At 38.2% G+C, this 13924-nt stretch carries 14 protein-coding genes; 2 read left to right on the top strand and 12 right to left on the bottom strand.

All coding sequences use genetic code 11. The features are described from left to right. Position 1 precedes the first annotated feature (1 nt). A complete protein-coding gene (ilvA, locus tag PL_RS19660) occupies positions 2 to 1252 on the top strand; it encodes a threonine ammonia-lyase IlvA (RefSeq protein WP_041885530.1) in 1251 nt (416 codons plus the stop codon). Between the two features lie 99 nt (positions 1253 to 1351). Here ilvA and PL_RS19655 read toward each other — a convergent pair whose 3' ends face one another. The 3 genes from PL_RS19655 to PL_RS19645 all read right to left on the bottom strand — a co-directional run bounded on the left by PL_RS19655 (position 1352) and on the right by PL_RS19645 (position 4226). Further along, positions 1352 to 2209 carry a cupin-like domain-containing protein gene (locus PL_RS19655; protein ID WP_041885528.1) on the bottom strand — a complete coding sequence of 286 codons (858 nt, stop codon included), beginning with the start codon at positions 2207 to 2209 and terminating at the stop codon, positions 1352 to 1354. 126 nt (positions 2210 to 2335) lie between these two features. Next, complete coding sequence (locus tag PL_RS19650; RefSeq protein WP_041885527.1) at positions 2336 to 3229, bottom strand: M12 family metallopeptidase; 894 nt, start codon at positions 3227 to 3229, stop codon at positions 2336 to 2338. 115 nt (positions 3230 to 3344) lie between these two features. Further along, positions 3345 to 4226, bottom strand: coding sequence for a M12 family metallopeptidase (locus PL_RS19645; RefSeq protein WP_041885525.1), 882 nt, complete (start codon positions 4224 to 4226; stop codon positions 3345 to 3347). A gap of 345 nt (positions 4227 to 4571) precedes the next feature. On the opposite strand from PL_RS19645, the gene PL_RS19640 reads away from it, so the two are divergent. Further along, a complete protein-coding gene (locus PL_RS19640; RefSeq protein ID WP_041885524.1) occupies positions 4572 to 4982 on the top strand; it encodes a hypothetical protein in 411 nt (136 codons plus the stop codon). Between the two features lie 10 nt (positions 4983 to 4992). On the opposite strand, the gene PL_RS19635 is transcribed toward PL_RS19640, so the two are convergent. The 9 genes from PL_RS19635 to hemB form a co-directional block, all read right to left on the bottom strand. Beyond that, the gene (locus PL_RS19635) at positions 4993 to 5979 is read right to left on the bottom strand and encodes an ABC transporter ATP-binding protein (RefSeq protein ID WP_348620150.1); all 987 of its coding nucleotides are present in this window, start codon (positions 5977 to 5979) and stop codon (positions 4993 to 4995) included. A gap of 142 nt (positions 5980 to 6121) precedes the next feature. Further along, complete coding sequence (locus PL_RS19630) at positions 6122 to 6919, bottom strand: outer membrane beta-barrel protein (RefSeq protein ID WP_235324632.1); 798 nt, start codon at positions 6917 to 6919, stop codon at positions 6122 to 6124. 921 nt (positions 6920 to 7840) lie between these two features. Further along, positions 7841 to 8389, bottom strand: coding sequence for a CopD family protein (locus PL_RS19625; protein WP_041887343.1), 549 nt, complete (start codon positions 8387 to 8389; stop codon positions 7841 to 7843). Continuing rightward, positions 8389 to 9411 carry a uroporphyrinogen decarboxylase gene (gene hemE / locus PL_RS19620; RefSeq protein WP_041887341.1) on the bottom strand — a complete coding sequence of 341 codons (1023 nt, stop codon included), beginning with the start codon at positions 9409 to 9411 and terminating at the stop codon, positions 8389 to 8391. The genes PL_RS19625 and hemE overlap by 1 nt, the downstream gene beginning before the upstream one ends. A gap of 6 nt (positions 9412 to 9417) precedes the next feature. Next, positions 9418 to 9942 (bottom strand): tetratricopeptide repeat protein, encoded by a 525-nt coding sequence (locus tag PL_RS19615; protein ID WP_041887339.1) that lies wholly within the window; start codon positions 9940 to 9942, stop codon positions 9418 to 9420. Beyond that, a complete protein-coding gene (locus PL_RS19610; protein ID WP_041887337.1) occupies positions 9942 to 10649 on the bottom strand; it encodes a response regulator transcription factor in 708 nt (235 codons plus the stop codon). Before PL_RS19610 ends, PL_RS19615 begins: the two co-directional genes overlap by 1 nt. A 5-nt stretch (positions 10650 to 10654) precedes the next feature. Next, positions 10655 to 11491 carry a sensor histidine kinase gene (locus tag PL_RS19605; RefSeq protein WP_348620148.1) on the bottom strand — a complete coding sequence of 279 codons (837 nt, stop codon included), beginning with the start codon at positions 11489 to 11491 and terminating at the stop codon, positions 10655 to 10657. 85 nt (positions 11492 to 11576) lie between these two features. Then, a complete protein-coding gene (hemL, locus tag PL_RS19600) occupies positions 11577 to 12950 on the bottom strand; it encodes a glutamate-1-semialdehyde 2,1-aminomutase (RefSeq protein WP_052496607.1) in 1374 nt (457 codons plus the stop codon). A 1-nt stretch (position 12951) separates the two neighbouring features. Beyond that, entirely contained in the window at positions 12952 to 13920 is a 969-nt protein-coding gene (hemB, locus tag PL_RS19595) for a porphobilinogen synthase (protein ID WP_041886691.1), read from the bottom strand. Between the last annotated feature and the right edge of the window lie 4 nt (positions 13921 to 13924).

Genomic DNA, 13924 nt, shown 5'->3' with positions numbered 1-13924 from the left:
CATGAAACTGCAAAAGGAAGTAGAACTGGATTTTGATGCTGCGGCAGTTCGTATAGCAGATACTGTTAAACGTACTCAGTTGGAATACAATGAAGGATTATCACTAAAATACAATGCCAAAATCTATCTGAAAAGAGAGGATCTGCAAGTGGTACGTTCTTATAAATTACGTGGTGCTTATAATATGATCAGCACACTTGATCAGCAGCAAACCAGCCGCGGTGTAGTATGCGCAAGTGCAGGAAATCATGCACAGGGCGTTGCCTACTCCTGCAAAAAACTAAATATTCAGGGTGTTATTTTTATGCCGGAGATCACACCGAGGCAAAAAATCAAACAGACTGAAATGTTTGGCGGAGACAATATCAAAATTGTACTTGTAGGGGATACTTTTGATGACTGTATGAAAGAAGCACTGGCATATACTGCTGAACATCAGATGGTTTTTGTCCCTCCTTTTGATAATATCAAAATCATAGAGGGTCAGGGTACTGTAGGAGTTGAGATTCATCAGGATCTTCCGGAAGCCGAAGTAATTGTTATGCCTATTGGCGGCGGCGGACTGGCTTCGGGTGTAGGCAGTTATTTTAAAAGTATCAATCCCGATATTACACTGATCGGGGTAGAACCTGAAGGGGCTCCTTCTATGAACCAGGCTTTAAAAAATGGGAGTCCGGTTACGCTGGATTATATAGATCGTTTTGTAGATGGTGCAGCAGTAAAACGTGTTGGTAATCTTACTTTTGAATATTGTAGTGATTTACTGGATCAGATGTTGCTTATTCCAGAAGGAAAAATCTGCACAACCATTTTAAAATTATATAATGAGGATGCTATTGTTGTAGAACCAGCAGGTGCATTGGCTATTGCTGCACTGGATCAGCTGAAAGATACCATTGCTGGTAAAACAGTAGTTTGTATAGTCAGCGGTGGTAATAATGATATCGAGAGAATGCAGGAGATTAAAGAAAAGTCATTGCTTTTTGAAGGTCTTAAACATTATTTCATTGTCCGCTTTCCACAAAGACCCGGTGCATTAAAATCCTTTGTTAATAATGTACTGGGCCCTCATGATGATATTACCAGATTTGAATTTATCAAAAAAACCAACCGGGAAAACGGACCTGCATTAGTGGGTATCGAGTTGCAGGAAAGTACTGACTATGCATCTTTAAAGCAAAGAATGGCAGAGTTTAAGTTCGAGGTAATTGATTTGAATGACGATCAGACTTTATTTGAATACCTGGTTTAACAGGTTTAATCAGTTTATAAAATAAAAAAGGGACTCTATTAGTTATGGAGTCCCTTTTTTATTTTATGGTTAGCTGATTTCAGGAATATGCTTTCCTTATTATGCTTTGATAGTTTCTTTTAATCTGCATCCCATTCCGGAAGCAAGTGCATACAGGTAAGCAGCAACAGCCTTCGGTTTACTACTTTCTTTCTTAAAATTCCAGACATCATTCATAAACAGCGGGAAATTCTTACTGTTCAGCTGATCAAAAGCCACAGATATTGTTGGAGTCAGCGAATGAGCGGTATGCCAGATACCAAATGGGATATATAATGTTTCTCCGGCACTCACCTTAAAACTGATAGGTGTGGCATTTTTAAATTCAGGATGTTTCTCCAGATCAGGATTAAATACATTTACTTCTGAACGCCACTGATTCTTTTCAGTAGCATACAGGTACTTTTCCTGTCCGCGTGGAAAAACTGTAAACAACTTCTCTCCATATAATTGATTAATCCATGCACTCAAATGATAATAGTCCTTATGAACATAAGGAAATTTGCCTCCCGGACCACCAACAAACAGTTCAATAATCCCTCCCCAGTTTCCGCGTTTAAAAGATTTATCTTCCAGCCAGTTTGGTTTTGCATAACCCAGATTGAGTGGCAAAAGCAGATCAAGCATTTCAGGAATTTCTTTCGTAATATTAAAGGTTAAAGGATATGGAGCCAGTTTCTCTTCAGAACTTTGCTCAGCAAGATCCATGACTTCCGTCATTTTGTATGGCTTCCCGGTATCTTTGTTAATCACATCGCTTTCCTTATCCGGATAGTTTTCACGGAACCAGTCCGGAGTGAACAGACCATTTGCCTTCCATACTTTAGTTGCATCAGTAAAAATTACGGGAATACCCGGATTATGGTGTTCTTCCATAAATTCTTCATAACTGATGCCTGATTTTCTTTGAATTTCCATTAAGAACGGAGCTATTAATTGATAACAAATTACCGTATAAATTTTATCAATTACAAACAGACAAGGGCAGCACACCGGCCACCCCTGCAATTGTTTAAATGCTAAATTGATAAACTGTTAACCAGATTATTTTGCGGTAAATACAGAGTCAGGATATAAAAATTTAATCCCTGCAAGATCACCTTCAGATAACTCTTTTCGTTGTCCGGTAAAAGTAGTTCCATCGAGTTTTGTAATAGTAGGTTCTCCGTTTTTCGAGAAAGCATTTGAACTATACAGCATAATAGAGCCAAAATCAAAATCTCCGGTTTCACCACCAGTCCAGCCACGCTCGATATAGGTCTGAAAATTATGAGCCTTACCATCCTCTATATTATCCTTATTTACAATAATAAAATCATCACGATCAGCTCTGCATTGTTCATGTAACAGACCAATAGCATGCCCGATTTCATGAATTGTACTACCTAATGAACAGTTCCCCAGTGTGATATTCTGACGGCCGCCAACCATCCCAATTGAAGATGAGCAGCCGTCTCCCGATACAAATCTGACGTAATTAGCTTCTTTATCGCGTTGTACAAAAGTAAATTTGGTTTTACTTTCCCAATGCGCGATAGCATCGGTAACCCATTTCTTTTTCTTTGCGTTCATGTTGGAGTCTACTACATAATAAACCACACCACCCGGCCATCTCAATTTAAGCTCATCTTTGAATGTACTTTCGGTAGCAACACCTGCAGAATTATACTGACGTTTGATAAAGTCAACTTGTTTTTGTGTCAGCTCCATATCTCCTCCCAGAATATATATTCCGTTTTTTCTTTCAATCTGGATTTGTTTATTTCCGGAACCAAAAGAAATCAGTTCTGCCTTGGTATCAGGCAGAGCTTGTTCAGCTGAACAGTTACAATCATTTTGTTTAATGTCTGATGATTGGCTTTCTTCTCCGTTTTGTTTTTTACAGGCACTGATCATTGTTGCACAGGCAAGTGCAATTAATAAAATTTTAGTCTTCATCGGTTTTGATTAGGTTACTGATTTTTGGTTGGTTTAAGGGATATATCTTTTTCAGAAATGTTAAAGGCAGCTTTACAGGCTGCCTTTAACATAATTATCAATTAATAGACCTGGGCTATAGTGCATAGTCAGGATACAGATATTTGAATCCTTCCAGGTCACCTGCAGAAAGGGCGGTTCTTTGTGCGCCGAAAGTAGATCCGTCAAGTTTTGTAATTGTTGGTTCACCATTACTTGAAAATGCATTTGAAGGGTACATCATAATAGATCCAAAGTCAAAAGCTCCGGTTTGACCACCTGTATAACCTCTGTCTTCCCAGGTATCAAAATTATGTTCAAGACCAGGTTCGATATTATCTTTATTGATAATCACATAATCATCACGGTCAGTTCTGCTTTGTTCGTGAAGCAAACCTAAAGCATGACCTATTTCATGAATGGCATTACCTGTTGAACAGCCGGATCCCAGATTAAGTTTTTGAGCTCCGCCAGCCATTCCCAGTGCAGAGGAGCAACCAGATCCCACAACAAATCTGATATAGTTTGCCTGGGTAGTGCGTGGTGTAAAAGTTAATTTGGTTTTTGCTTTCCAGTGTGCTATCGCATCTGTAATTCTTGCCTGGTTTGGTACATTGGCATCAATTGAATAATACACAATACCATTAGTCCATCTTTTACTTAAATAATCTATAAACGTACTTTCAGTAGCTGTTCCTGAAGGATCATATTTGTGTTTAAGATAAGCAACCTGTTCATTGCTTAACAGGATATCACTCCCCAGAATAAACTGATCATTCTTTTTGGTTAGCCGGATGGATTTATTTCCGGTGCCGAAAGTGATGGATTGTCCTTTAATTTCCGGAGATGCCTGCTCTGCGGAGCAATTACAATTATCGGTTTTTACATCGGCAGTCTGAGTACCTTGATCATTTTGTTTTTTACACGCACTGGTCAGTGCTGCAAAAGCAAGTGCAATTAATAGAGTTTTGTTTTTCATTGGTTTCAGTTTTTTAGGTTTTTAGGTAAAAATCTTATTACATAAGTGTTTAATAAACTTAACAGTTTTTAACAAAACCTGGTAAAGTCCTGATCAAAATGGTAATAAAAAGATACTCTATTGTCAATAAGATTTACATAATATCTAATAATGTTGTGGATAACAAGCAATGGTATAATTAAAAATCAAACAATAGCTGTTAGTATTAGATCAATAATATTATATTTACATAAGAAGACAAAATAACCGATTCCATTCAAAACGGTATAGGTTAAAAGCTGTTAAATTAATTTACCTGTATAAACTTGGCAACACATTTGCTAGGGAAACAACAAACACACAAATATGAAAAAATACATACTATTACTCTTAGCGATAACGGCAATTGGATTGTCTTCGTGCAAGAAAGAGGTCCTGGTTCCTAATGACAATGGATTACCGAACAAGACTTACTTAAGATACATTCAGCCTGGTGACTGGAGACAAGATGGTAATACCCTTAGTGTTTTCTTACCGCTGCCTGACCTTGATAAGGCTACATTTGAAAATGACGAGGTCGCATTGAGTATTTCAAGACTGGATAACGATCTTTATGATAAACTTCCTCTTGTTGATAATGCGCGTAGCTATAGTTATACCTATGCAGTTGGAGGGATAACGCTGTATCTTCAAAATGCTGCGGATCTGTCTGTGCCACCAACAAGACCAACTGACAAGTCAAGAGTTAAGATTATTCTGATAACTTCTTCTCTATAATATTTAGAATTCAAGAAAACGACCAATGTTCGCCTGAACGTGGTCGTTTTTTTTTATGCTCTCCCCTATTGAGCTGAATCGCCCTGATAATTACACCATTTCTCTCCAGCAACAGTTCCTCATAAAATCCTTTGTAGTAGACGTCCTTTACTTCATAACGTTTACTATTCCAGCCACTCTTTAACTCTACCCATTCAGGATAGAACACAACAGACTGGCCTTTTCCCTGCAGACCAATTTTTTGTGCATCTTCTGGCTTAAGAACGACAGCGTTACCTAATAGCTGAGCTGTATAAATATGTTCGGGGTGATTATAAACGTGTGACGGTCTTCCTTTTTGGATCAATGTACCATCTTTCATCAGTAATAATTCATCAGCGAGGAACAGACCATCTGCCGGATCGTGTGATACAATGATAACAGTTACACCAGTTTCGGCCGCTATCCGCTTAATATCAGCACGCAGTTGATTTTTCAGCAAGGCATCTACCTGGCTAAAAGGTTCATCCAGTAATAGAACGCTGGTATCGGTGACTAAGGCTTTGGCAATGGCTACCCTTTGCTGTTCACCGCCACTTAGTTCAGTTATCTTTTTATTTCTCAGATGATCGATATGCAGGTGCTGCATCATATTGACGGTCTTCTCTTCTTTTGCTTTTACATTCGTATTAGAAAGAACAGAAGCAATATTATCATATACTTTAGCATAGATATTCAGAGAGAAATCCTGGGTTACAATTTTCATCTCCTTGTGTCCGGGAATGAGCTGTTCATCAGGTCCTAAAACACGTTTACCATTAAAGAGTACTTCTCCATCATCAACTTTTAATAAACCGAAAATGGACTTTAACAAAGTCGACTTTCCACTTCCACTTTCACCAATTACAGCAATGATGTCTCCCCGTTTAATGTCGAAACTGATATTTCTGATTCCTGAAGCCTGTTCAGTCTGATATTGTTTAGTTAGTTGTCTAACGCTGATGATATTTTCGTCCACGACGTAAAGATACGGTTCGGACACAAATTATCCAGTAATAGCGTCGAATAGAATCGGATATGACATAAAAAAGCCTCTTGACGTAAGAAAGTCAAGAGGCCTTTTTTTATAAGTAAATGATATTTCTTATCAGTAACCGGGTTTAGTGTATCCCAAGAGTGATACCAAATGCTATGTTTTTAAGCCCTTTCTGTGCTTCACTCTCAAACATATCATTGAAATAATATTTGGTGAACAGACCTATTCCCGCATAGGCAACTCTTACTGTTCCTCCTAAACGCACTTTTTGGAAATTATAGTCATCTTTGAACTTTTGTTTTCCGCGTTCCTCACTGATCTGCTTGACCTTCCCATTCAGCAGAAAACCAACTTCCGGGCCTACTACGAAATAAAATCTTTTTCCCCGTTGATTTTCTTTGGTTCTGAATTCAAAATTTAATGGGATATGTACATAGCTGCTGGAAAATCTATTTTTATCAAAATCAACAGGTTCTTCTATATAGCTAAGATCAGGTGTATTTTTCTGAATGGTTATATTTCTCCTCAAACGTATCAAAGTCCAGTCGAATCCTGCTGCGGCATAGATTCTGAAATTAGGGTTGAACCGATAACCAAAATACAACAGATCAAAGGAGATAGTGCTGGTTTTAAATCCTCTGTAACTCAGAAAGTCATTTTTAGGAGAAAGCGTAAAGCTTCCATTGTCAATTAGCTTTGAGAAGCCAATGTCCAGTCTTGTAAAAGTGATTCCGTACCCAAAGCGACCGGTAGGAGCCGATTCATTATTGCTGACACTATCTTCACTACGTCCAAAAGATACGCTTGTCTTATATTTCCTGCCTTTTGAGACAGTTTTCACAATCGTTGTATCATTTGTATCACTTTGTGCACTTACCGTCAGAGAAGCCATCCCAATCATTCCAGTAAGTATCAAATTCATTAGTAAATTCTTCCTCATATCATTTGATCATGTCTGTTTATATCCCTTATCTATTTTCCAGTCCTGTTGCATTCTGTTATTCATTACCTAAACAACTCAACTCTTTATACTCAAATTATTTATTTTCCTGAATGTTCTTTCTTAACTGCAGGTAACAGTTAGAATATCATTTCTGTTTATTGCGGTTAAATTTAATCATTCCTGTACTTAATGCCGTCAAAGAAAAATCATCAATCCAATTCTCTTTCCGACAGGATAACTAAAAGATAAAAACAAGCCTTGAGATTCCTTTAAACAGGCCATTTAATTTATCCAATGAGGACTCTAAAAGTAAAAAATCCCCACCACTCTATAAGCTTTTTCAAATTAAGCAAATCAGTTTATCAGCACGAGTTCCTAAAAGCAAATCTGTCCGTTCTCCTATAAGATTTTACGGAGCAAGCCATTGGTTTATCTCTATAATTTCCTAAAAGCAAATCAGTTTATCAGCACGAGTTCCTAAAAGCAAATCTGTCTGTTCTCCTATAAGATTTTACGGAGCAAGCCATTCGGTTTATCTCTATAATTTCCTAAAAGCAAATCAGTTTATCAGCACGAGTTCCTAAAAGCAAATCTGTCTGTTCTCCTATAAGATTTTACGGAGCAAGCCATTCGGTTTATCTCTATAATTTCCTAAAAGCAAATCAATCGGTTCTCCAATATAAAGCGTCAAAATTAAACTAATAAGCTCCTCCATATTAAGTGCGCCAAAAAGTAAACCATTCTGCTCCTTAACAACTCCATCCCCCCAATACAAGTAATTGATCTCTGGAAACGGGCAGGTTCTCCCTTTGGGAAATAAAAAAAGCCTTGAGTTTTTTCTGACATTGTTCGCTTTTCGCGAACGTCAGAAGAAAAAACTCAAGGCTTTTTTATTTCCTTTTACTCTCCCCGTTTCTGACGATAATTCTTGTACAACTTCACCGCCATCATAATTCCCCCCGCAAAAATTATCAACCCTATCAACCCATAAACCCAGTCAACTGCACTTTTCAGTACTACAGTGAACACGATCGCTACCAATAACACAGTAGCCACCTCGTTCCACAATCTCAGTTTAAAAGAACTCAGTTTAAAAATCCCGTTCTTCATTTGTTTCATGATTCGCTGACAGATAAAATGATAAACCAGCAATAACAAAACAAAACCAAGTTTAACATGTAGCCAGGGTGTACTTAACAATCCCGGGCGGATGCAAATCATACTGATCCCTGCAAGCACAGCAAACGTCATTGCAGGATTAGTAATGATGTGCCACAACTTATGCTCTATCTTAATAAACTCTTTTTGAAGAATTTCCTTTTCCTGAGCAGGGCGGTCATTTGCTTCCGTATGGTAAATAAAGAGTCTTACACTATAAAATAGTCCGGCCATCCAGCTCACCACAAAGATGATATGGACAGAAAGGACATATGGATAATACTGGTCCATTAATAGCGGAATTCTTTAATAAAATCAATTGCGTATTTCACATTGTCAAAAGGAATATCCGGCATAATACCATGTCCTAAATTAAATATGAATCCGTTTTCACCACGCATACGTTCAAATAACTGTAAGATATGCTTTTTAATAACCGGTTTATCTGCATACAGTATATGCGGATCAAGATTTCCCTGAACCGCAATACCAGCAGGTAAAGCCTGTTTAATATTCAGTAAATCAGCATTCCAGTCTACGGAAATTACATCAGGTTTTGCAGTAGCCATAATAGGTGCAAACACTGAACTTCCTTTACAGAAAGAAATCACAGGGATATCTTTTCTGTTCAGGTTAGCAATAATTTCCTGGATGTAACGATGAGAAAATTCCTGATAGTCGTTCCATGACAAAGCCAGGGCCCAGCTATCAAAAATCTGTATTGCATTTACACCGGCAGCAATCTGCAAATTCAAATATTCAGCCGTTACTTTTGCAATTTTAGCCAAAAGTTTGTGTGCAACTTCAGGATGATTGTGCATCAGTAATTTAGTAAGCTTAAAATCTTTTGATGAAGCTCCTTCAACCAGATAGCTCATCACGGTAAACGGTGCACCAGCAAAACCAATTAATGGAATACTACCATTCAGGCGCTGCTGAATTACTTTAATTGCATCAGCAACATATTCCAGCTGATCCAAACAATCCACATTCAGATTTTCTACGTCTTTTAATGTACGTACAGGGTTTGCAAAACGTGGCCCTACTCCCTGAGTAAAGCTGAGATCACCTCCCATTGCTTCACCAGTAACCAATATATCACAAAACAAAATAGCAGCATCAATACCTAACAAATCCACTGGTAACATAGTTACATCAGCAGCAATTTCAGGTGTTTTGCACATCTCTAAGAATGAATACTTGTTTTTAATCTCCCAATATTCCGGCATGAAACGACCAGCCTGACGCATCATCCATACGGGTGGGCGTTCAGTTTGTTTGGACCATGCTGCATCTAAAAATAAAGTGTTCATCTAATCTTAATTTGTTGGTAAGCTATTTGCTTCTTTTTCTATTTTATTAATTATCTCTTTCGTTCTATCGGTATTTGCGAGGTCTTTTGCTTTATCAGCATAAGCCAGTGCTCTTACTTTATCTTTTTTGCGCAGGGCAAGATTAGCCAGATGTATTAATACAAAAGACTTATCACTTTTTGAGCCCAGAGGAAAACGGCTTGCTACCTGAAAATGATATTCGGCAGCCGCATAATCTTCTTTTTTAAGTGCAATATTGGCAATCATAAATTCGTAGTAACCCCGTCTGTTTTTAGCCAGACGATCCGGATTTGGCACTTCTGCCAATAATTGTGCTGCTTTCTCATAATTTCCATCCTTAAAGTATTTGGAAGCAATTAAGATGGAACTGCTTTTAAAATGGCTCCAGATTACAAATCCCGCCATCAAGCCTAAAATTACTGCCAGCTGTTGCTGGTCATAAAAAAGGCACACCCCAGCGGCAATAACAAAAATTGCCATCAGGGCATACCTGCCTTTTGCGTTATACATTAGTTATGAATATCCGTAAATTTATAGCCTACACCACGGATAGAGTGGAAGTAAACCGGGTTTTTCTGATCTGGTTCAAAATACTTACGGAATGTAAGAATGAAGTTATCAATGGTACGTGTAGAAGGATAAACATCGTAATTCCAAACAGTTTCGAGAATTTGCTCTCTTGAAACTGCTTCATTTTTACGTTCAATCAGTAATTTAAGCAGCATCGTTTCTTTTTTAGTTAAAGGTACGATTACCCCGTCATCCTGTTTCAGCTCAAATGAGTTGAAATAGATAGTTTTTTCACCGATTTTGTAAGAGTTTAATTCCTTTAAATCATCTGATTTCATACTACGTTTAACCAGAATACCCACTCTTAAGATTAACTCTTCCAGGTTGAAAGGCTTCACCAAATAATCATCAGCTCCTTTTTTAAGGCCCATAACACGGTCTTCACTAGTGTTTTTAGCAGTTAAAAATAAGATAGGAACCTCAGTATTTTCCAGACGTATAGTTTCACAAACCTGGAAACCATCCATTTCAGGAAGCATCACATCCAGAATAATCAGGTTAAAACGTTCTTCTTTGAATATTTTCAAAGCAGTTTTACCGTCTTTAACTGCATGGACTTTGTAACCTTCCAATTCAAGGTTTAATTTTATAGCATCTAATAAATGGTCTTCATCTTCGACCAATAAAATTCTTAATTTCTGTTGCATAATGATCAACTAAATGTGATTTCAAAAATTGTACCCTGAGGCACATTGTCTCTGACACTGATATCAGCATCATGTTTTTGCAAAACTTCTTTTACTATAAACAATCCCAGTCCCGTTCCTTTCGCTTTCCTTGTGTTTTCTTCACCAACGCGGTAAAACTTATCAAATATGAGCATTTTTTCCGCATCCGGAATACCAGGCCCTCTATCCGAAACACTCAGGAAAGGATGTCCATCACGCATTCTCAGTTCAACTCCCACTTCAGCACATGGGCCAGAATATTTTACCGCATTTTCTACCAGGTTAGTCACTACAGAAGAAAGCGTAAAAGGATCTCCTGTAACTTTTACATTCGGTTGGATTACAGGATTAATCACCTGTTCACATCCGCAGGAATGAATTTGTAACCTGTCAGTTATTTTGGTAACCAGTTCTGAAAAATCAAACTCTTCCTTTGGGAAGGAATACGAGCGGTTTTCAATTTTTGTAGCCAACAGCATATTTTCAACCAGATCATCCAGACGTTCAATATCCTTTAACGAATTATTCAGTAAAGAAGTTTGACGTGCTTTATCCAGATCGCGTTTTATGATAGTTTGAAGCGATAATTTAATCGCTGCCAGCGGCGATTTTAATTCATGCGTAACAGATAACAGGAAATTTTGCTGCTGCTCTCTTAACAGATCTTCCTTTTTAATCGACTGATGAAGGAAATACGCTCCAACACACAGCAAGAATAAAAATACAGATCCCTCTCCCATGACCATGGCCATTCTGGAAGGCTGGAGTTTAACAACTAGTGTCCCCCAGGAGATCAGCTGTACCAGTGAGTACAGCAACATGAAATAAAATATGATAATTGATTTCTTCAAAATTCCTATGCTCTTGAAGCCGTTAAAAACAAACAGCTCTTAAATATACGTTAATTTACTTATTCCTAAAAACAATGTCCAATGCTTCAAGAATAGCTCTTTTAGCCTTCTCCAGTTCAATTTTGGTATGCGCGGCAGAAACAAATCCCACTTCATAACCAGAAGGGCCTAAATAAATCCCCCTGTTTAACAATTCACGGTGCATTACCTTGAATTTTTCCATACTGGCCGGATCAATATCATCCGCACATTGTATTTTGTCTCTGTCCGTAAAAGCGAACCAGAAGATAGAACCTACATGAAATACTTTGAATTTATAATTTCTTGCAGTTGCGAAGCGCTGTATACCTTCAGCAAATTCAGTAGCTTTTGCATTCAGTTCTTTATAGAAACCAGATTTCAGCAGTTCAGTCAACTGGGCAATACCCGCTGCCATTGCTACAGGATTTCCTGATAGAGTACCAGCCTGATACACACCGCCATCAGGAGAGATTTGTCCCATAATTTCTGCCGATGCACCATACATCCCGACCGGTAAACCACCACCTAATATCTTACCATAGGTAACAATATCCGGCTTTGCATTATAATAACCCGCAGCACCTTCAAATCCTAAACGGAAACCTGTAATTACTTCATCAAAAATCAATAAAGTACCATTATCCTTACAGATTTTCTGCAGGAATTCGATATAAGCAGGATCCTGCATCAGCAAACCATTATTTGCCGGAATACCTTCAATAATTACTGCGGCCAGCTGATCTTTAAACTGAGCAAAAGCTTGTGTTAAAGCGGCTGTATCGTTCAAAGGAACAACAATTGTTTCTTCAGCAAAAGATTTAGGTACACCCAAAGAGGAGGTCTCACCAAATGTAACCAGACCAGAACCAGCCTTTACCAGTAAAGAATCACTATGCCCATGATAACAACCTTCAAATTTAAGGATCTTATCTCTTTTGGTATAACCACGTGCCAGACGGATAGCAGACATTACCGCTTCTGTACCAGAACTCGTAAAACGAATTTTTTCAACGTGCTTATTGTTTTTTATAACTAATTCTGCAAGCTCATTTTCCAAAGCAGTTGGTGCACCAAAACTCATTCCATTCTGCATGGTTTCGATCACCTTCTCCCTTACTTTAGCTGGATTATGACCTAAAATTAAAGGTCCCCAGCTTCCGCAGAAATCAATAAACTGATTTCCATCTGCATCCCAGACAAAACATCCGTCACCTTTCTGAATGAATAGTGGCGTACCGTAAACAGATTTAAATGCTCTTACAGGTGAATTTACTCCGCCCGGAAAATAGTTTTTTGCCTTTTCATACAGCTCTGCCGATTTCTCTCTTGAAATATCAGGTTTACTTCCAGTATTTACAGGCATATCTCCTTCGTTGCCGGAAAACATCTTTTTTAACGATTCTAACATATTACATCCAGTTCTTTTCTACAATATCTCTTATATGGTAAGTGGTAATTATACTTGCTCCCGCACGTGCGAAGGCATACATAGTTTCCATTACTATCTTTTGTTCATCAATCCAGCCTTTTTGCGCAGCCGCTTTAACCATTGCGTATTCTCCTGATACATTATAACAGGCGATAGGCAAATCAGTATTTTGTTTCAGATTATGAATTACATCCATATAAGCCAGTGCTGGTTTAACCATCAGCACATCTGCTCCCTCACTCTGATCAAGTAATGCTTCACGCAGAGCTTCTTCAGGATTCCTGAAATCCATCTGATAAGCTTTCCTGTCACCTTTACTAGGCGCGCAGTCAGCAGCCTCTCTGAAAGGCCCGTAATAAGCCGAGGCAAATTTAGTAGCATGCGACATGATTGCTGCGTTTACATAACCATGCTGATCCAGTAAGTTTCTCATTGCGCCGATACGTCCATCCATCATATCAGAAGGAGCCAGCATATCAGCACCAGCCTGCACATGTGTAAGGGCCATTTTAGCGATAACTTCTACCGTTTCATCATTTTGTACATAATCATCTTTCAGAATACCGCAATGTCCATGTGTGGTATAAGAACAAACACAAACATCCGTAACGATATACAAATCATCACCAAAGTTTTTCTTCAGTTCACGAACGGCAGCAGGTACCAGAGAATGATCATGATAGGCAGAACGCGCATCTTCAGATTTCTCATCTCCCACACCAAAAAGCATGATTTTATTTATACCCAGCTCCATTCCTTTTTCAACATCTCTGATTAACATGTCAGTCGAAAAATGATTTACTCCAGGCATGGAATCAATACCATGTTTCACTCCGTTTCCAGGAACAATAAAATATGGATAAACAAACATGTCTTTCGACAGTTTAGTTTCAGCCATCATCTCTCTTACAATCGGGTTCTTTCTTAATCTACGTGGACGGTGCAACATAATC

Origin of the sequence: Pedobacter lusitanus (genome assembly GCF_040026395.1) — a bacterium.
Classification (GTDB): Bacteria; Bacteroidota; Bacteroidia; order Sphingobacteriales; family Sphingobacteriaceae; genus Pedobacter; species Pedobacter lusitanus.
This window is presented reverse-complemented; position numbering and strand designations above follow the sequence as displayed.